Origin of the sequence: Trinickia acidisoli, assembly GCF_017315725.1 — a bacterium.
GTDB classification, from domain to species: Bacteria; Pseudomonadota; Gammaproteobacteria; order Burkholderiales; family Burkholderiaceae; genus Trinickia; species Trinickia acidisoli.
Window position 1 is genome coordinate 1,931,948 of sequence record NZ_JAFLRG010000002.1, and the last position, 21,885, is coordinate 1,953,832.

The 21,885-nt window shown below is 61.2% G+C and carries 5 protein-coding genes; all 5 read right to left on the bottom strand.

Going from position 1 to position 21,885, the window contains the following annotated elements:
* Nucleotides 1-159: 159 nt before the first annotated feature.
* Nucleotides 160-8,685 (bottom strand): beta strand repeat-containing protein, encoded by an 8,526-nt coding sequence (locus tag J3485_RS26910; RefSeq protein WP_206957397.1) that lies wholly within the window; start codon nucleotides 8,683-8,685, stop codon nucleotides 160-162.
* A gap of 117 nt (nucleotides 8,686-8,802) precedes the next feature.
* Nucleotides 8,803-9,375: a hypothetical protein gene (locus J3485_RS26915; protein WP_206957399.1), complete on the bottom strand. Its 573-nt coding sequence runs from the start codon at nucleotides 9,373-9,375 to the stop codon at nucleotides 8,803-8,805.
* 11 nt (nucleotides 9,376-9,386) lie between these two features.
* On the bottom strand, nucleotides 9,387-10,361 hold the full coding sequence (locus J3485_RS26920; protein ID WP_206957401.1) for a DUF6862 domain-containing protein: 975 nt from the start codon (nucleotides 10,359-10,361) through the stop codon (nucleotides 9,387-9,389).
* A gap of 96 nt (nucleotides 10,362-10,457) precedes the next feature.
* Nucleotides 10,458-10,841 carry a hypothetical protein gene (locus J3485_RS26925; protein ID WP_206957403.1) on the bottom strand — a complete coding sequence of 128 codons (384 nt, stop codon included), beginning with the start codon at nucleotides 10,839-10,841 and terminating at the stop codon, nucleotides 10,458-10,460.
* 125 nt (nucleotides 10,842-10,966) lie between these two features.
* Nucleotides 10,967-21,838, bottom strand: a complete 10,872-nt coding sequence (locus J3485_RS26930; RefSeq protein ID WP_206957411.1) for a two-partner secretion domain-containing protein — start codon at nucleotides 21,836-21,838, stop codon at nucleotides 10,967-10,969.
* Nucleotides 21,839-21,885 lie beyond the last annotated feature (47 nt).

The following is a 21,885-nucleotide window of genomic DNA, read 5'->3' on the forward strand; positions in this document are numbered from 1 at the left end:
TCCTATCGATATCAGATGCCAACCAGTCTTCATGTCAAGAGCACGATGCACCGTGCCCCCCATGGCAATAACCCGTTGGAGACTCATACCTCGGACAAGTACCAATCCGGAATCTAGATGGATCGATCCGTCAATAGCGTTGATGCTGTCTACCATGTGTTACTTCTTGAATGGGATCGAGAGTACCGGAGTCAGGAAGTCCTGGTAGCCCGGGACAAAGAACTGCGGCGCCCCACCCACACCATATTGTGGATTCGCCGTCGTTGCAGGACTGAACGCTGCCGGCATATCACCATTCACCTGGTATATCGTCACGCCATTCCGGTACATGGGGTACGCCGGATTCGTTAGATTCGGCTGAATCTGCAAAGCTTGATAGTAACTCTGGGCAGTGCCATCAGTGCCAAAGAACCCAGCCAGGCTCGTATAGTAAGGGGACTGCCCGGGCGCGGCACCGACAACAAAGCTCCCCTTCGGCAACACAACATCAGTATAGGTGTCGACACCAGGATACGCTCCACTTCCTTGCCAAGCAGTAGCTTGCTGCGAAGGAGTAAGAGTCGCTTGGCCACCTTTAGCGGCCGCACTCTGACTGGCTCCGGCCATTCCCGCTGCCAACGCCCCCGCGCCCACCGTGGCCGTTTCCGTCTCGACGCCGGTCGATGGATCGATGCTGTCCTGCTCGCTGCCCTCCATCGGCGGCTCTAGCCGTACCGGCTTTACGGTGTCATTCGGGTCCTCTCCGCATCCGCGCGCACAAGCATTATTCAGTGTCTCGTTTGCAGCAGAATTCACCGCCCCGGCTGCGTTCTGCCCCAATGCGGCCGCGATGCCCCCACCCAACAGCGTCGTGCCCGCCGTAATCATTGCCAGTTGCGCGGGATCCGTCACCCCTTGGCCGTTGGTCACCGCCTTAGCGATATCGTTGGCAGTCAGGGCCGACACCGCTCCGCCAATGGCCCCACCCGCACACCCAGTCCCGTCCGCCGCCGACGCCAAACACCCCAGCCCCGCATGCAAACCGACATACGCCAACTCTCCACCAACCGGCCCTAAAGCGGCGTTCAGCGCAGTTTGCGCATTTCCAATCGCATCCGCCCCCGCGGCAGCTAAATCGCTCACCGCGTCACCCTTCAGGTTGTTCAGGAAGCTACCGCCTTCGATCGCCGTCTGCACCCCCGCATCGAGCGTCGCGGATGCCCCCATCGCTGCGAGCTCCTCCGGCAAATTGCCCGCCGCTTGCCCCGCCTGCGAAACCAGCGAGTTGCCGATATTCGATATCCCGGCCAATTGGGCCAGCGTGCTCGTGCCCTGCCCCAGCACCATCGGCGCCGTCGTAAAGCCCAGGCCCGTACTCGCGTTGTACGTAATCCCGTTCGTCAACCCCGCCGTTAGCGCCGCAACCGCACCCGACTCGAACACGCTGCTCGCATTAATGCTGCCGGTTGCAACGAGTTGGCTCAGCGAACTCGATACCATCCCCGCAATTGCGGAAGACAGAACAACATTGCCAAGACCGGCCGAAACTCCCGCAGCAGCAGCCATGAACGTGCCGCCGGCTTCCGCTGCAGTCGCGGCCGTCGCAGCCGCAGCCGACGCCGCAGTCGACGCGGCCGCAGTCGCACCCGTTGCCGCTCCAATGGCTGCACTCGCCGCACCGTACGTTACGATCGTCGCAATGATCGCCACCACGATCGCCGCCAACTGCAACATCCCAAACCCACCCGAGGCCACGAAACTCGACTGCAGGTTGTTGCTCACCGTCGTCTGCGTGAAGTTACTGCCCAACTGCTGCAGCACTTGCCCCAACAATTGTTGCGTCGCCGCGTTATTCGCCGAGCCGTCGGGATTGACTTCCTCCAACAACCCACCAATCTGATTGAGCTGCGACACGTTCAGCGTCATCTGCCCCGCTGCCGCGCTCATGAAGCCGCCGGACTGCGCCTCCGTGCCCGTCGTATCTTCGTATCCGCCTTTTACGTTCGTCCAAATCTGGCCAACGTTCACCTGGTTCTGCTGATTGGTCAGCGTCCCCGTATTGACCGTGAGCGATCCGCTCGACGCGATCGTGCCCGTGTTCAGGATGCTGCCGCCCGTCGCCGCGCTACCGAAGTTCAGCGCAAGGCTGTCGCTCGCGACAATGTTCCCGTCCGCCGAGAGCGCCGACGTATTGGCCGGCAAGTACACTTGCGGCATCAATGCCGTCACCGTCGGACACTGCGCCGTGCCCGTTGCCGTGCACCCCGGCTCCGGCACCGTCTGCTCCACGTACCACAGCATCGGCTGCGTCAGCTCGCCGATCTGCTGCTGCGTCAGCGCTTGACCCAGTTGAACGTCGTTCGCTTTTGCAAAGGTCACCGCATTCGCGTACAACACCAACTTTTCTTGGTCCGTCACCGAGAGTTGCTGCTGACTGTCGCTCGACAAGCCACTGACGAACGTCGCCTGCCCCGTCTCCTTCAACGCTTGCGTTTGCAGCGCCGCATCTTCCGCTTGCGGGTTGTAGTAGAACAGCGTCGTACTCGGCTGCAGATTCAACGGCAGATTCGAGAGCAGCAACTGTGGCGTGACGGCGTCTACATTCGCACCGGTATTGCCCAGCACGTACATCGAGCCTGACGAGGCCGTCCCTTGTTCGCCAGAATGCAACTGCGGACCTAGCGTCGTCGCCGTCTGCGTGAGTGAATAGCCCCCGAGCATTGAAGGGATCGACAAATTCAAGCCGCCCGCTGCGGGTGCGAGGCTGATCACTTGCGGCGGGTTGCCCACCAACGGCGTATACGTATTCGACGACGTGATGCCGTTCGCCAGGTTCGTACCCGTGAGCGACACCGACTGACCGATCACGTTGCCCACGTTGACGATCTGCCCTCCCGAGGTAATCGAGAGGGTCGGCGCTTGGATCGTTGCCGCGATGTTGCCGACCGGTGTCGGCGGATCGATCACACCGCCAACGCTCGTGTACTCACTACCGTAAAGCGCCGTGCATTCGGCCGCGCTGCCACAACCCCACACTTCGTGGCGTATGTCGGAGCTGAAGTCGCCCGTCTCTTGCACCCAGTGCGAATGCCAATATGCGTCCAGCGTTTGCGCTTGATTGACGACCGGCCCTGTTACGTTGATGCTCGCGTTCACCCCCGCTGTAATCAGGCTGCCCACGTTAGTGAGCGATCCCGCCTGAATAGCGAGCGTGTTGCCCGCGCTGATCACCGACGAATTGCCCGATTGCTGATCGACGTAGGCTTCGCAATAGCTGTTTTTGTAGCCCCCCGCCGTCATGCAGCCGGAGTACTGCTCGACCGTGCCATAGTTCTGATGCACCGGCACGGGCGGCGGCAACGTGTTCGTCACCGCCCCGGAAACGTCCAGCGTAATGTCGTTCCCGGCAATGATGTTGCCCGACGTGTTCGTCAGCGATTGCGCGGCCGTGGTCGAGCCCGCACCCGTGCTCACACCCGTCACCACAATGTCGTGGCCTGCGATCAAATTGCCGTACGTGTTGTTGATCGTGCCTGCCGAAATCGTCAGGTCGTTGCCGGCGATGATCGAGGCATTGTCTTGCGTGTAGCTGAAGGTCGATGTGTTCGGGTTCTCGCCTCTGATGTGGTCACCGGGCTGCAAGCAATCGAGCTCGCTCGTGCCCGCGACACAGCCTGTCTGCGAGGACGTTTGCTGAGTGTTGGTCCCTTGGTTCGTTATAGTCGCGCCGGTCAAGTTGACGTTGTTCTGCGCGTATAACGTGCCCGCGTTGACGAGATTGCCGCCGCTGATGTTCAGATCGTTGCCTGCGGCCACGAGACCGGTGGGTGTCGACCACGTCACCGTCGATGCCGCACTCCCCGGAGACGTTGCCCCAAGCGCAAACGTCACGGGCGCGAGATTGTCGTTCGGATCCAGCGAGTTTTGCGCCACCACCGCCCCACCCCCACCTCCCGGCTGGATGGTCTCGGTGTTTTGCATCGTCAGAACCTGATTCACGAACGCCGACAATTGCGTCGGGTCGACCCAGTCCGTGATCTGTTCCGTTGTCGTCGGCGACACCGCGCCGTTGCTCAACGACTGGACGTTCAGTGAGATATTCCCCACCGCGCCGATCTGGCCACCTTTGTTCGAGAGTGAATTTGCTGTCAGCGACACCGCGCCGCCCGCCGAAATCACGCCGGCATTGCCCGGTTGCACTGAGGTCGTCGTTTCATAGACCGTCGGCAGCGTCAGGGTCACCGTGTTCAACTCGCCACCCATCGGACCGGGTTCGGCAAACCAAACGTACCCGTACAACGGCATATCGCCAGCACCGTAGTCGCTCTGAATCTCGACATTGAATTCGTCGAACGTCACCGTGCCACTACCCGAGACAGGGGTCGCCGACGGCAGCGTGCAATTGATGGTGCAGTTATAGACGAGCGTGCCACCGTCGGAAAAGCCTTGCACCGTGCCCCACATACCGGTAGGCGACAGCAGGTTGCCGAGCGTCGCCGTTGCGCTTACAGCGTTTCCCCCGCTGTTGCCATCGCCGGCGTTAAAAGCCCATGCGGTTCCCCAATTCTGAGTTCCCACCACGGACGACCATAAGACGTCCGGGTTCGTTACCGCAGTCGTTGTCGTGGTCGGCGTGGTCGATGCCGCTTGATCGTTTTCAATTGAAGCCGCGTTAATGGTGACGTTGTTTCCGGCAATGAGGTTTCCGCCGGTGTTGTTCACGTCCCCTGTGAGAGTGAACGTCACATTGCCCTGCGCCTGCGTCGTCCCCGACTGGTTATCAAACGACGACCCCGAAGCATTGATGTTGCCTTCCGCCTCGACCGTCCCGCGATTGATCACCGCCCCAGTCACATCGAGATCACCGTTCGCATGAACGAGTGCATTGGCGGCATTCGACAACACCCCCGACACACTAACCGTCGAACCCCCAATGATCTGCCCGAAGTTCTGAATCACGCCGTTCGATGCGAGCGAGAATGCGCCCGTGCTTTCGATCGACCCGCTGATCGTCGCGCCATTGAGCGCAGTAATCGAAGCACTCCCCGCATTGACGTTCCACGTTCCGGCAACCGCGAGATTACCCACCGTCATCGACAACTGCCCACCGGCATAGATACCGCCGCCCGATGCCGCCGAAGGGTCCCACGTCATATTCACGAGCGCGACCGCCGCACTTTCCGCCGCGCTCAGTTGCCCGTTCGTGTTGTCGAATCCACCCGTGCCGCCCGCCACCGTCAACGACAAGTTGCCCGTCGTCGCCCCCGCCTGGAGCGGGTTGCCCGCGATGACCAACCCGTTCGCATTACTGAACGTACCCGTCGTGATCGCAACGGCATCGGAACCCAGAATCGTCCCGCCGCCGTTCGCCAGATTCCCGCCGACGTTGATGGTCGTCGATTGCGCGCTGATCGTGCCGGCGTTGGTCATGTTCGACGATGCCGTCAGCGTCGCCGTTCCCGTCGAAGCGAGCGATGCGCCCGTGCTGTTTGCGATCGTCCCCGCGTTGACCGTCAGCGTGCCGCCTGACAACACTTCGTTGTTCGCCGCATTCGTGAACGCGCCGCCGTTCGCGTTGAATGTCGCTGCTCCGGAAACGAGCGTTTGTCCCGACACACTGATCGCATTCGTTGCGGTTTCCGTCAGCGCGCCGCCGATGATCGCCGCGCCGCTATTGATCGTCGCACCGCTCAGCGCCGCATCTTGCGTCACATAGAGTTGCGCCGCGCTCGTATCGAGCGTATCGGTTGCCGTAGCCGTGAACGCTTGCGAGGCGGTCGTGGTCCCCGTCACCGTGACATTGCCGCCCGTCAGGGAGACATTGCCTGCCAGTACGTTCGTACCGCTGAGCGTCAAAGATTGCCCAGCAGTCAGCGTCGCCGTACCGTTGCCTTGCAAATCGGCAGCAGTCAGGTTGCCGTTCGTTGCGCTCAACGTCAGCGGGCCAGCCGCCGCAATGCCCGCGATCGCACTCAGGTTCTGTGCGGCCGTTGCATTCAAGGTTCCACCAACCTGCGTCGCCCCGAGCGACACGCTGCCTGCCGTGGAGGTCAACGTCGCGTTGCCGACTGCGGTCAGTGCACCCAGCGTCAAGTCGTTAGTACTGCTAACCGTTACATCGCTTGCGCCTTCGATGCCTTGAGTCAGCGAGAGCGCCCCGCCCGACGTTGCGTTGATGGCTTGCCCGAATGCAAAACCACCCGCTCCCGTCATGTCGCTACCGGATTGGAACGTGCCCATCCCATCGCCCCACAGCGCGCCGCCAATTGACATCGCACCGCCCGACGTGAGTTGCGTATTCCCGTTGATGAGCGCACCACCGATCGACAACGCTCCGCCGGCAGTCGCGGTCAAATCCGCGACTGCCGATACCGGGCCATTCAACGCGAGTGCACCGTTCGTCGCCGCGAGGACGATGTCGCCATTCGCACCGAGCGAATCGCCGATCGTCAAATTGCGGCCTGCTGTCGCGTTGAACGCTCCGCCTACTGTCACCGGCCCGGAAACCGTCACGTCTTGCGCGGCGGACAATGTCGCCGCGCCGCCGGCTTGCGCGGCACCCGCCACCGTGAGATCACCCGCGCCGTTATGCCCGAGTGCCTGCAACGTCAACGTCGTTCCCGCTTGTACGCTACCGAACGACGCATCGTTGGCCGCGGTCGCGTTGATCGTCGTTCCGGCCGTCAATGCCCCCGTGATGCCAATCGATCCGCCGGCCTGCACTGTCGCCGCACCATTGCCGAATGCGATCGACGTCGCGTTCAGATCGCCGCCTGCTTGCAGTACCCCGGCGAACGCATCCGATGCTTGACCGCTCAAGGCACCCAGCGTCATCGTGCCACCGGACGTGAGCGCGATATCGCCGTTGGCCGTTATCGTTCCACCGATCGCAAGCGATTGACCGGCCGATGCCGTCAATGCGCCCTGTCCGGCAATGCCGTTCGCAATCAGCGAACCGCTTTGCGCCGTCAGCGATACATCGCCGACCGAATTGAGCGCACCCGTTAACGTGAGATTGCGTCCGGCGCTCAACGTCGTCGCGGCGCCGCCGGTCGTCGCACCGGTGACAGAGATATCGCGTGCGGCCGAAACGTTCAACGCACCGAGCGCGGCAACGTCGCCGCTGAACGTCGCATCTCCGCCGCCGGCATTACCGCTCGCGGTCACCGTCAGCGTCTTGCTCGCTTGAACAGATCCAAGGCCCGCGCTATTTCCTGCCGTGACACTGACCGTCTGTGCCGAAAGCGATCCTGTCAGCGCCGTATCGTGTCCTGCGTTCAGTTGGGCCGTCTCGCCGAAGGAGAGCGTTCCAGCGCCGCCGAGATCGGTGCCGGCCGTCAGTGTGCCGTTGCCCTGCGCCGTCATCGCGCCGGAAACGGTCAGCGCCGCGCCTGCGCTCGCATTGATGTCGGTAGCAGCCGTGATCGGCGCCCCGAATATCGCATTCGCACCGGCCGACGCGTTCAACGTACCGCCTGTCGTCAAGGCCGCCGATGTCGTCAAATTACCGGCCGATGCAGTAAGCGACACATCGGTCGATGCGGTCAGCGCCCCCGCCACCGTCAGATCCTGGCCTGCGTTCACCGAGCACAACGCCCCGCAAGCAAGGGCACCATTGAGCGCGACATCGCGCGCCGCTTGCACGGTGAATGCGCCCGGCGATGCAATGGCCCCGTTGAGCGTTACGTCGCCTGGGCCGCCGAGTGTGGCCGACGCGGTACCGTTTGCGGCGAGTGCGATCGTCGTCGCGGACGTCAAGGCACCGAGCGTTGCGCTCCCGGCTGCGGTCACTTGAATCGCGTTTGCTTGAAGCGCCCCCGTCAGATCAACGTCGCCTCCGGCTTTGAGCGTTGCCGCGCCGGAAAACGCGTTCACACTCGTACCGCTGCCGTCGTCATTGATAGTTGCGCCCGCAACCAAATTGCCGTTGACGCCGACCAGCGTTCCGCCAAGCGTCAAATTGTTACCGGCGTTCAGGTTCACATCGGCGATCGCGCTCGTCGATGCGCCAAGCGTGATGTTCTGCCCCGTCGTGACGGTAAGCTGGCCGCCACTGTTGATCCCGCCCGTGGCCAACAAGCTACCCGATGTCGCGGTCAGCGCGGTATCGCCGACCGATTCGATCGTGCCGCCCACGTTGATGTTGCCCGATGCCGTCAACGTCGTGAGCGCACCACCACCGAGCTTGCCGACGACGTCGATGTCTTGCGCGGCCGTCAAGCTGATCGCGCCCGGTGCCGCCGATGTTCCGTTGAGCGTGATCGTGCCACCGCCCGCCGTGCCGTTCGCTTGAAGCGTCAGCGCATTCGACGATTCGACGTCGGCGAGCGTGAGATCGTTGCCCGCGGTAATACCGATGCCGGCGCCTTGCAGCAAGCCGTCGAGTTCTACGTTGCGTCCCGCCAGCACGGTCGCCGTCTGCGCAAACGCGGTACTGCCCGCGCCATTCAGATCGCGCCCGGCGATGAGCAGGCCCGTACCGTTTCCGTTGAGCGTGCCGCTCACCGTCATGTCTTGGCCCGAGCCGAGCGTGGTCGTTCCCGCAACGGTCGTCTGGCCGCCCAGCGTCAAATCTGTCCCAGCGCTAGCCGTGAAGTTGCCGCCGACGTTCAATGACCCGCTCGTCGTAACAGTACCGCTACTCGCCGGTGGCTCGAGCACACCAGCTTCATGCCTCGCCAGCGCCTCAAGATCGAAGTCCAGCACGAACGGCTTGTGATCACGCCCGCCTGAGTTATCACATCGACAACGATGCCATAAAGGCGAGCCCGACTATCGGCCCGGCTCGTCTCTTTGCTGCTATCCAGGTAATAACCCGCGTGATCAACTGCCCGCTTTCTCAGACCAGAATTTATAAACTTGACCGAGCCTTGATCCCGACTGCGTACCTGCTGCCACACCATAGGCCAGCGTAACTGCTATTCGCACCGGATTGAGAATCGCCGCATCGAAACCAACGATCACTGGTTGCCCGTAATCCGCAAACCGCTTGCTCTCTGTTTTGACGTCCCAGTGCAACGACGGATGGTTCTTCAACAAGACCATTCCGAAGTACATGCCCACGTCTATAGCTTTCGACACCGTTTCGTCGGTCAACTCCTCATTTGAAACGTCGACCGGAAACGTTAGACGAGCTTCTATCGCGTGCAATTCAGCCTGCGTCCGATCTCGTGTCTTCACCTGCGAGGCAAACCAATCACCAAGCGTGACCAATGATCCAGGAGCGAAATCAGTAATCCAATCTTCATATCCACTGCTGGCCTTTACGCACGATTCAAGTATGGCTATCCGGCCGGGTAGCTCTGCAACAAACCACTCGTTGTATTTTTTCAGCTCCTGCTTCGAAAGCCCCACAAAGTTAAGAGGACATGGAGGACTGATCAACTGGTAGGTCATATTGGCAAACCTTAGTGGATTATCACCCCAATACCCGAACCCTGAAGAGTATTCAGCAACGGTTGGCTCGGGCCACCTAGTCCAGTGACGGGGCTCGTGAAGAAGTGCCAGTTTACGCCATTGACGGCACCAGAGTTCATCAACTCCGCATCCTTTGCGATTTGAGTCTGCACGCTACTAGTAAGGCTGGTGTAGCCAACTTTGGATTCGTTGGCGACACCATCGACGAGTTGGTCCACATAACGCCCGCCAAGACTGGTACTGAAATAGACCTGCGATTGCCCGCCAAGCGACTGAAGGTACTGCTCCCCTACTTGACCTGTGGCGCCGATTCCACTGTAGTCCGCGCTATCGGTGGCACCGAGCGTAGGCGCCTCCGGCATCTGGTACCCAGCAGATCCAGCCAAGACCCCATCCACTGCAAGGCCCATTTGCGCGGCGGAATAGGCGCTCGCATTCGACCCACCCGTCGCATACACCAGCCCCCCGAAGGCTCCTGCGAGCGGACTGCCCAGCATGGTGTCCAGAGTTGCGGCACCAACCGACGGCCCGGAACCGCTCGTAGCACTCGTGAGCTGAGGACCGGTAGCAAGCGAGGAGGGGAAACTTTCCGGCCCCATCGCATACGAAAGCGGATTCGCATACGTGTAATTCAGCCCACTCCCCAGCGACTGCGTGTAGACCAGATTTCCGCCCGCCTGCGCCGCTTGAATCTGCGCTTGGCATCCGGCACTGCCTGTTCCACCTGCACATGCCTGAGCCAGGCTCTGGTCATTCTGAGCCGACAACGCAGCCAATTGATCCTGTTGGCTGGAGTCCCCTGTGTCCACCGCCTGCTGGTACTGCTCCGCCTGCGACAGCGACATGGGCTGCGGTCGGACATGGTTCAGCCAGTTGTTCAGCGTCTCGTTTTCCGCTGACGTCGCTGCACCCTGCGCGTTGGCACCCAAAGCTCCGGCGATCAACCCACTAGCCATCGTGGTCATCGCAACGTCGAAAGGCGCCGGGATATTCCCATTCGCGTCGACAGTCGAATTCAGGAACGCCCCGGCCGCCCCGCCAATGGCCCCACCCGCGCAGCGTCAAAGCGTTGAGTCGCCTTCTTTCTCGTTGCTCTCATATGGTTTAAAAGCTTTCTTTGAGGATCCACGTTTCACTGCCCTTTCCGCTCGCTGCCTCAGCCGTTGCGTTACCCACGGCCGACTCAACAAAGTTCGCAGGCTCTCGCCGATTTCCGAATCGACCGTGGCTCCAGCGTCGAGCCAATCGAGCGCCTTGAGAGGCCAATAGTCAGACACCGATGACTCGAACGCGAACTTGAGCAGGAGAATGGCAGGAAATGACTGGGGAGCTTCCGCCAACTCAGTCCTGGTTTGGGCAAGGCGATGCAGATACTCGTAGAACTGCACCCTGCCCATCTCGAGCAATGGAAGCAAAGGCATCACATCCTCCTGCTTCGACAGCACCCTTGTCCGCCCTCCTATGTCGATGCACCATCCATCCTGCAAGTGAACGCCAAGCCGAACATTACCAATGCCTGCCAGCCAGACAATCGGAAGTTCGAAAGACGGAGGGATCAGTAGTTTCGCCCTCATTCGCTCCCCCAAGGTTGATGATTCACCGGAACGCCGACTCGATTTGAAAGCCACTGCTGGAATTGATTCCAAATTTGAGGGGTCCAATTCTGCCCGTAGTGACCGCTGTTCTCTGTCGTAACGATCGAACCGTCAGCAGCCCGACTGAACGTCCCTCCAACTACATTTTGATCGTTGGCTCCAATTGATTGCACAAGTTGTTGGTGTGGCGAACCATCAAACGAACCGGCTGTCGGTGTTCCCACGGCAAACGTGTTAGTCGTTGGGTCGTAGACAAACTCTACGCCCCCGCCCGACGGGTAGTAGTTCCGCAACGCACCGACCGACGTACTGTCCGTGATTGCTATCACCCCGGGGGCGGGTCCTGATCCCGAAAACGTCGGTGCCGTAGAGCCCGTGTTTGGTGTGCCATCCGACCAATCATTCGCACCAGTACCAAAGTCCACCCCGCTGCCGAGGCCGGTCAATCCCGCCGCGTTTCCAGACGCGCCTTGATTGCTCCCCGTCGACCCAGCTAGACCAAACAACGAGGGCGACGGCTTGTAAGCCATTATCGGGTTACCTTCGTCGTCATACCCAATAATTTCCTGTCCGCCGCTCAGCATGGCCCGCTCTTGCGACAGTTCCTCCTTCAGTTGGTCCTCGCCCTTCTGCTCCTCGGTGCGGTGATCTTCCGTGCTGTTATTCAGCGACTCATTCTCTGCCGCAGTTGCCCCACCCTGCGCGTTCTGCCCCGCCAGCCCCGCCGTGACACCACCCAGCAGTGTCGAGATCCCGGCGATTGCTGCCCGCTGTCCGTCCGTGAGATTCGCTGCCCCGCCAGCCTCGCTTACGAGGAACGGCGCAACAAGCGCGGAGGTCGCCCCACCAATGGCCCCACCCGCGCACCCAGTCCCTTCCGCCGCCGACGCCAAGCACCCGAGCCCAGCGTGAGCACCTAGGTAAGCCAACTCTCCACCGGTCGACCCAAGATCGGTGAAGAGCGTATTTTTCGCGTCGCCGATCGCGTAGGCCCCGGCCGCAGCCAAGTCGCCGGCTGCATCATGTTCGAGGTTGCCGAGGAAGCTCCCGCCCCCAATCGTCGTCTGAACACCGGCAGAAATCGCCGCGTTAGCCCCGAGTGCCAGCATTTCCTCCGGCAGATTCTCCGCGGCTGTGGAGCCTGCCTGCGGGACCATTGCGTTACCCAGCGACTGCACGCCCGACAACATTGCCAGCGAACTCGTCGGGCCGCCAATGGTTAGCGGCTGAGTCGCGAACCCTACCCCCGACGACGGGTCATAGGTGATGCCGTTGGTCAAGCCAGCGGTGATAGCTCCAATACCCGCCGCTTCGAATGCGCTCCCTAAGTTGAGACTGCCAGTGGCGGCGAGCTGCGACATCGCACTCGTCGTAAAGCTTGAAATAGCCGCGGAAAGGGCAATGTTTCCAAGTCCCGCGCTAGTTCCCGCGGCAGCCGTCGTCGCCGGCACTGCCGCCGCAAACGTCGCATTAGTCGCACCAAGCGTCGCGCCAATCTCTGCGCTCGCTGCGCCGGCTGACATGATGGAGACCACGACCTCGAAGGCCATCATGACGATATCGCTGAATCCGAAGCCGCCTTCAGCCGTGAAGCTGGTATGAAGGTTATCGCTGAGCGACGTCTGGGCGAAATTCGCCCCCAGTTGCTGCTTCAGCGAATTGATCAACTGTTGCGTGCCGGCTTGATTGGTCGTGCCGTCATCATTCAACGATTGCAGTGCGCCGCCGATCTGATTGAGCGTCTGGACGTTCAGGTTCATGTTCGCTGCGCTCATGAACCCACCAGGTTGCACTGTCGTTCCCGTCGTATCCTCGTAGCCCGTGGCTTGCAGGTATTGCCAAATCTGACCTACGTCGACCTGGTTCGCTTGGTTCGTCAACGTGTTCGTATTGACGGTGAGCGTATTCGACGCGGCGATGTCTCCCGTATTGAGGACGCTGCCGTTGCCGTCTTGATTGAAATTGAGCGTGACGTTCTGTCCGACGATGTTGCCGCCCGCCGACAGCGTGCTCCAATTAGCCGGCAGGTACACCTGCGGCATGAGCGCTGTAACGGTCGGGCACGCCATGATGGTGCCGGTAGCCATACAACTCGGATCGGGAACGGTCTGCTCTACATACCAAAGCATCGGCTGCGTCAGCGCACTGACTTGCGTTTGCGTAAGTGCCACGCCCAACTGCAAGTTGTTTTGCTCGGCATAGTTGAGCGCGTTCTGATAGAGGATCGCCTTTTCCTGGTCAGTAACGGAAAGGCCGGTGGTGCTGTCGTAGGCCAGTCCACCAATAAAGCTCGCCTCGCCCGTTTGCTGCAACGCCTGCTGCTGCAGCATCAAGTCTTCGGCCTCCGGGTTGTAGTAGAAGAGCGTCGAGCTCGGTTGCAAATTCGCGGGGAGTTCACTTAGCAATTGTTGAGGGCCCACTACTGTACCGGCCCCGCCCATTACCCCCTCAAGGTAGGAGACTTGCCCCGACGCCGACGCGGAAGAACTACCATTGCCGCTTCCCAATGCCGACAGATTCAACCCGGGCAGATTGAATCCACTCAACGAAATAATCTGCGACGGCCCATTCACACGCGGCGTATAGGTATTCGCAGTGGTAATGCCGTTGATCAGGCTTTGGCCGGTCAATTGCACCGATGTGCCAACCACATTGCCGACGTTCTGGATCACGCCGTTTGCCGAGATCGACAAGTTCGGAGCTTGGATCGTTGCAGCGATATTTCCGATCGGTTGCGGCGGATCGATGGTGCCGCCGACACTCGTATATGCGCTGCCATAGAGCTGCGTACACTCGGCGACCGAGCCGCAAGCCCAGACATCGTGACGTATGTCGGAACTGAAGTCGCCTGTCTCCTGCACCCAATGCGAATGCCAATAAGCATTGAGCGTTTGCGCTTCGTTTACGACGGGGCCAGCAACATTGATCGTTGCGCTCGTACCCGCCGAAATCAGGCTGCCGATGTTCGCGAGGCTGCCCGCAGCGATCTGCAAGTTGTTCCCCGCGCTGATGTTCGATGAATTGCCCGATTGCTGATCGACGTAACCTTCGCAGTAGCTCTCCTTATAACCGCCTGCAGTCATACAGCCTGAATACGCTTCGTCCGATCCGTAGTTTTGGTGAATCGTGACCGGAGGCGGCAACGTGTTCGTCACTGCGCCAGAAACCGCGAGCGTGATGTTGTTGCCGGCAATGATGTTGCCCGACGTGTTCGTCAGGCTGTTGGCCGGTGTAGTAGAAGTTGCCGTGGTGCCCACGCCACCGATGACGATGTCGTGCCCCGCGAGCAAGTTGCCGTACGTGTTGTTGATTTGGCCTGCGGCGATGACCAGGTCGTTGCCCGCATAGACCGTGGCATCTTGCTGGGCATAGGAAAACGACGTGCTGTTGGGGTTGCCGCCGCGGAATCCATTACCCCTTGCGCATTCCGTTCCGCTTACGCCCGCGGCACAACCAGGCTGCGTCGTCGTATTGGAGTTGTATTGGCCTTGGTTACCGAATGACTGAGCCCCGCTCGCACTGAAGTTATTGCCGGCATAAAGCAACCCGCCATTGACGAGATTGCCGCCCGACAACGTCATGTTCCGGCCTGCGATGATTTGGCCTTGCGATCCGAAGCTCGTGACCGTGCTGACCGAACTGGGTGGTACGCTAACGCTCCAATTGAGCGCAACCGTCTCCGGGTACAGTGTGTAGCCCCATCCTCCACTGGTGGTACCCGCGATACCTAACACAGCACTGTCCGCCCCGCCGATTGTGTTCAACTGCGCCATGAAGGCGTCGAGTTGCGTCTTGTCGACAGTATCGACAGTCGAAGAGACGTTGTTGCCGATCGGCGCATTGTTGAGAGACTGCAAGTCCAGGCTGACATCCAGGGCAGCGGATATCGTTCCGCCGGCGTTCGAGAGCTGGCCGGCAGAAAGATCTATGCTGCCGCCCGCGGTGATAACGCTCGGGGAAATAGCGCCGGCTGTAGTGGTCGTCCTATCAATGCCAGGCAATGCGATGGTCTCAAAGTCCCCCGGCGAAGAGGCCAGCCCCGTTCCCACCTCAGCGTTCGGGCAAGTGGAATAAAGCGAACAATCGGGGACTAAATTGACATCGAGTACTCCGTTCGTCATGTCCGGCTGCAGCGAGGCGATCGTACCCGTGAACGAATACGCCTGCGCGAAACACGTCCCCTGGATGTCCAAACAATCCCATCCGGTGCCCGAGCCAACAACAATTCCTTGCAGTAGGCTGGGATCCGCCGACGCACTAACTAGCTGCGTCTGCGTTTGTGTAGGCCCTTGCAGAGCGTCGTTGATAACGGCTCCGGCGTTGATATTGATATTGCCGGCCGCACTGATCGTCCCAACGGTGTTATAGATCGTCCCCCCCGTGCTCAGGGCGATGTTCCCATTCGCCTGCGTCGTGCCGTATTGATTATCGAAATTATTGCCGCCCCCGTTGAACGTGATGTTGCCCGCACTTTCGATCGTGCCTCTATTTGTGACGCTGCCATTGAGCACCATCGCATCGCCTGCATGCATCACCGCGTTGGCAACGTTGTAGAGCGCACCATTGAACGTCACGTCCTGACCGATGACCTGCCCACTATTCGTGAACGTGCCGTCCGTCGAAATCGTCAGCGGCGCGGCGCCCGTCATCGTGCCGCTATTGGCAATACCGTTGATCCCGTAGATCGAAACGCCTTGGCCGCCGTAGTCCCACGTTCCGGCCACGTCGATCGACCCGGCCGTGATCGACAACTGCCCACCCTGGCTGATCGTCCCCTGCGACGGATCGAGCGTCGCGCTAACCGCGCCGATCGTCAAATTACGTTGCGCCAGCAGTTCCCCACCTGCGTTCGCGAATGCGCTGCTGCCGCCTCCATTGATCGTGACTGACAAGTCCCCTGTCGCACCGGTCGATGAATTCGGGTCGCCCGCGAAGATCAAACCGTTTTGGTTATTCAAGACTCCTGTATTGATGGTCAGCGCGTTGACACCCATCAACGAGCCGCCGCTATTGTTCAGCGTGCCGGCGACATTGATCGATGTCGTGTTGCCATTGACGAGGCCCGCGTTCGTGAAGTTCGTCGCGGAGATCGTCGTTGTGCTGGTGGATGCAAGCGACGCATTGGCGGCATTCGTGATGTTCGGCGCCGACACATTGAGCGCACCTCCCGACAACACGTTGCTCGCGTTATAGATGCCGTTCTGCGACGTAAGAGTGGTACTGCCGACAACATCGACCGCACTGCCCACTAACGACAGTTGATTCGATGCCTGCGCATTCAACGTTCCGCCGACAACCGCACTGCCGAGCGTGATATCCGTACCGCTCATCTGCAGATTCTGCGATGACACGATCGACGATTGGCTGGCATCGAGCGCGCCCTGCGCCGCCACCGTGATGCTCTTCGAACTGCTTTGCGAGCCCGACAGCGTCACGTTCGCGCCCGCGAGCGCAAGCGCCCCTGCCACCACGCTCGTGCCGCTCAGCGTGAGTGATTGACCTGCCGTCAACGTCGCGCCGCCGTTCGTCGATACGCCCGCCACATTGACGTTGCCGTTCGTCCCCGTGACGGTCACGCTGCCAACCGACGACACCGCACCTGTCACCGCCACGTTGTTGGCCGCGGTAAGCTGAACATTGCCTGCCGACTGCAAGTCGCCATTGAATGTGACGCTGCCCGCCGTCGAGTTTGCAGTCACGTTGCCGACAGCGGTCGTCGCGCCCAGAGACATATCGCCGACCGATGTGGCTGTGAGTTGTCCCGCGCCCTGAATGCCGCCAAGCGTTATGTCCGCACCTGAGGTCAGCGCAATATCGCTGCCGACCGTCAGCGATCCTCCACCCGCGATCGCGCCGCTCGCTGAAATCGTGGCGGTGCCCAGGCCATAGAGCGTACCCGTGAGCGCCATCGCCGTGCCCGAGGTCAATGCCGTATTGCCGTTGACCAAACCACCGGCCAGTGCAAGCGATCCCCCTGCGCTCGCATCGAAGTTGCCGGCAGTCGTGATGGAGCCGGACGCATCGAGATTGCCGCTCGTCGCGGTCAAGGAGGTGTCGGCGCCCGTCGAGATGTTGCCGTTCGCCGTCAGATTGCGGCCGGCCAAGACCGTCAGCGCATTGCCCGCAGTCACGGTGGAACCGAACGTCGCATCGCGTGCCGCGGTAATGACGGTGGCAGAACCGGCGGCCAACGCGCCACCGACATTAACGTCACCCGTTCCGTCGAGACCCTGCGCTTGGAACGTTACCGTTCCACCCGCGTTGACCGAACCCGTCGATACGCTATTGGCCGCCGCACCAGCGAGGTTCGCATCGGTCGTCAGGTTGCCCGCACTCAGGCCGCCGTTCGTGGCGGCCATGGAAAGCGCGCCCCCTGCCGTGACGTCGGCCGCCGTTAGGTTGCGCCCTGCGGAAATCGTAGCTGTCCCGATAGCACTGGTCGCGCCGGCCACGTCGATATCGCGTGCTGCATCGAGGAATACATTCCCCTTCGACGTCGCAGGGCCGCTAAGCGTCAGATCGCCTTGCCCCGCGAGGCCGAGCGCGGTAACGGTGATGTCGCCCGACATGGACTGCACCGAGCCAAGGCCAGCATTGTTGAAGCCGACCACCGCCACGCTCGCGCCTTGCACCGAGCCGGTCAGCGCAAGGTCATTCCCGGCTGTCAGCTCGGCTGCTTGCGCGAAAGCTGCCGAGCCTCCTCCGCTGATGTCCTGTCCCGCGGTCAACGTGCCAGTGGATTGGCCTGCGAGCGATCCAGTCAGTTGAACGTTGTTCCCCGCGGAGACAGTGACGGCGCCTGTTGCATTCGTCTGTCCACCGAAGACGGTGTCGAGACCCGAGCCAACGTTCAGCGCACCCGATGTCGTCGTCGTACCTGTGAGCGATACCGTGCCGTTCGTGGCAACGACAGTCAAGTCCGAGGCCGACTGCACACTGCCCGCTACCGTGACGTTGCGCGCTGCCGCCAGCCCGACCGTCGAACCGCCGATTACCGAGCCGCTGACGATCACGTCACGAGCGGCCTCCACGGTCACCGCGCCAGGCGCCATTGCCGTACCGGTAATCGATGCATCGCCATTGCCGGCGTTTCCGTCAGCCGTCAACGATAGCGTCGTCCCCGACGTCACATCGTTCAGCGACGCGCTATCGCCGCCCGTCGCTTGCACCGCGTTCGCTTGCAGGCTGCCGGTCAGCAATATATCGCGTTGCGCACTCAGTACCGCGGCAGTGCCGAACGCTTGTGTGCCGGGACCGGTAATGTCTTGGCCGGCCGCCACATAACCGTTGCCTTGGCCCACCACCGTGCCGTTCAGCACGGCATTTCGCCCAGCGGTGAGCGTCATGTCGCCGACCGACGTCGTGCTCGCGCCGAGCAACAGATCGAGCCCCGTCGTGATCGACAGAATCCCACCGCTATTGATGCCGCCCGTTGCATTCAAGCTGCCGAGTTGAGCATTGAGCGTCGTATCGCCCGTCGATTCAAGTGCTCCGGCAACGTTGATATTGTTCAGGGCGCTGACACCCAGCGTCAAACCCGCAGCGAGCTTGCCGTTGCTGCCGATCGTGACATTCCCAAACGCGGTGGCTGTGATGCTTTGAGCAGCCGAAACCGCGCCATTGATCGTCAAGTCGCCGGTACCGCTTGCCCCGGCGTTCAAGCCGACAGTCGTTGCCGATTGGGCCGTATTCAGCGTCAAGTTGCCGCCGGCCAACGCCTGTATGCTCTGCCCTTGAACAAGCCCGCCCTGTGCAATATCAGCCGCGGCAGTTAGGAGTGCCGACTGTTGAAAGCCGAGCGTTCCGTTGCCGACGATATCGCGTCCAGCCGAAAAGTATCCGTTGCCCTGGCCGTTCAACGTGCCGGTGACGTTGATGTCGCGACCACTTTGCAATGCGGTGTCGAGCGTGACGGTCGTCGTGCCGCTAACGTTGATGTCGTTTCCAGCCGTCAGGCTCACGTTGGAGCCGCCGACAAGCGTGCCCGTCACGCTTAGATCGCCGATCGCCACCAGCGCAATGTCAGAACCGGCTTGCACGTCGGCGAAAGTGCCGGAACCACCCGCGTTAGTTTGGATCGTCGCGCCGCGCAGCGAGCCCGTGAGGGTCGTGTCGCCGACCGAATTGAGGTTCGCAGCCAAACCAAATGCGAGCGATGCCCCGCCACCGATCGCTCCTCCTGCCTTGATCGTCCCGTTGTCTTGGCTGACGATCGTTCCGTTCATCGTGACGTTTTGACCAGCGGTCAACGATAGATCGCCCAGTGACGATGTCGCACCCGTGCCGAGATCGATCGACTGCGCCGCGTTGGCCGTCAGGTTTCCGCCCGACTGAATCGTCCCAGTGCTTGTCAACGAACCGGTCGAATTTGCGAGCGTCATGTCGCCGTTGGACGTCAGCGTTCCCGCTATCGTCGTATCGGTCGTCGCGGTGACGTTCAGCGCGCTCGACGTCTTCAATGTGCCATTCACCGCAACAGCACCGGCCGCGCTTACGGTACCGGTCGAAAGGGAAGCGACCGTACCATTGACGTCGATATTGCCGCCACCGGTGGCTCCGGTCGTCGTTACAGCCAGTGCCGCATTGGACTGAACGTTGTTCAACGCGATGGCATTGTTAGCCGTCAGCGTGACGTTGTTACCTTGCAGCGCGCCGGTAACGGACAAGTTGTTGCCGGCGCTCGCCGATACGTCGTTCGTGAACCCGCTGTTGCCGGCGAGCGTGACGTCGTGCCCAGCGGTTATCGTTCCGTTGCCTTGGCTTGCAAACGTGCCATCGACGGTCACATCGCTAGCCGCCGTCAACGTCGCATCGCCGGTCGCGTTCGTCGTTCCGGTCAGCGCCACATTCTGTGCGGCGTTCGCCGTAAGCGCACCGTGGCTGGAAATGGCTCCAGTCGAGTTGACGCTACCCGTCGATGCGCTCATCGACAAGTCGCCAACGGATTGCAGCGTCCCCGTTGCCGCGACCGTGACGTTGCCTTGCGCCGCGATGTTCGTCTGCGCTCCCCCGGCCAGGGTGCCGTTGACGACGATGTCGCCGGCCGCCACAACGGACGCATCGCCTACCAAGGCGGCGTTCCCGTTGAATGTCACGTTTCCATTGCCGGCCGAGCCGTTGGTCACGACGGCAAACGCACCGCCGGCTTGTACATCGGCGAACGTCGCGCTGTTGGCCGCACTGACTTGCAGAGCGTTGGCCAGGAGCGTCCCGGTCAGGTTAACATCATCGCCGCTTGTCAATGCACCGCTTTGGCCGAACGCAATCGAGCCGCTGCCTGTGATGTCTCCTCGCGTGGTTAAGGTCCCGTTCTGCTGGACGATAGCAACGCCCGGTACGTCGAACGTTCCACTCGCGATCGTCGCGTCGGTGCCGACCAAGAGCGAGCCGGCAATATCGAACGCGCCGCTGACGTTTGCATTGAATGCCTTACCGCTGGCGAGAGAACCGGTCAAGGCAACGTCTTGCCCCGCTGAGAGCGCAATGTCGTTGACCGCCGTTGTCTGAGCGGTGAGGCTGATGTTGCCTCCTGCGGACATCGACACGTCTGCGTTCGATGTCACCGTTCCTGTCGACAAGATGTCGCCTGCGGCAGTGACCTGGTAGTTGCCGACGCTGAGGCCGGAGCCGTTCGTCGTCAAATCTCCATTGGACGACAGCGTCAAGCTCCCCGCGGTGGCTGCGAGCGCCGCATCCGTGCGCACCCCCATCCCCTGCGCCGTGCCGATCACGGAGATCTGCCCCGCCGTCATCGCCCCGAAGTTCGTCGCATCGATCGCATAGCCTTGCGTGGCATTGCCGATCGAAGCCAGCGTATTGGCGCTGCCGTTCGACTGTGTCGAATACGTCGTCCCCGTCGCATCCGATGCGCTCGGGCTCACGAGTTGATCGCCCGCGATCACGTTGATACGCGTGCCCGCATACAGCGGCGCGTTGATCCCCACCGTCTCGCCGATCAAATCGATCGTGCCAACGGTGCCCTCGATACCCGAGCCCGGTCCGTTCGTGCCCGCGTTGCCTTCGATTTGAATGTGACCGCCGGTCACATCGTACGCCACCGCCTGCGCATTCGTGAAATCCGTTGACGTGCCGCCAATTCCCGTCAGGAATTGCGGCGCGCCCGTCGTCAGCGTCACGCCGATCGTGTTCGTGAAGCCGGCGCCGCGCACCGCGATACCGTTCGGGTTCGCGATGATCACCGTGGCCGGCGCGCCGAATACTTCGAGCGGCCCATTGAGTGCGCTCATGAACGCACTGCCGGTCGAGGTGACCTCGTTCACGATCATGCTGGCCGTGCGGCCGTTCAAGTTCGGATTGGCCGTGACGTTGCCGCCCGTCAGCGTCGTGCCGCCTTGCAGGCTGTTGTTCAGAATCAACCCGATCGGGTCGACGTTGAAGCTTTGATATTGATTGAGCGAGATGCCCGCGGCATTCGGCGCCGTGATATTGACGACGGGCACACCGCCGTTCGTACCGGTCGATTGCGTGATCTTCGGTTGAAACGACAGCGGCGCCGTGGGATCGGTGATCGGGGCGGCTTCCGCCACTTGCATCGCGAAGCGAATGCGCAGCGAGGCGAGGTCTTGGATCACGCGCCATGCATTGTCATCGAGACGATGATCGCCCGCGGCAATCACGCCTGCCGCGGCCCGACCTTGCTCGACGGTGATGGTGATCGGAGCGACGAAAAGGGTAGCGGCAACGAGCGCACTCACTGCGCGCTGCCATGCGCGATAGCGACGCATACCCGCATCGCGCATCGGCTCTCCCGCGCGCAATTGCATTTGGTCGCGCGCTGCCTGAGCAGCTTCCAGTTGGCACCACTCGCCCCGCTTAGCCCGTTTCATTATTTATTGTTCTCGATCGCTTGTTCGCGTTATCGACGCACTCATCC

Coding starts and splice junctions, on each gene's coding strand:
- J3485_RS26930 (WP_206957411.1), bottom strand. CDS start 21,838: ATGAAACGGGCTAAGCGGGGCGAGTGGTGCCAACTGGAAGCTGCTCAG.
- J3485_RS26920 (WP_206957401.1), bottom strand. CDS start 10,361: ATGACCACGATGGCTAGTGGGTTGATCGCCGGAGCTTTGGGTGCCAAC.
- J3485_RS26915 (WP_206957399.1), bottom strand. CDS start 9,375: ATGACCTACCAGTTGATCAGTCCTCCATGTCCTCTTAACTTTGTGGGG.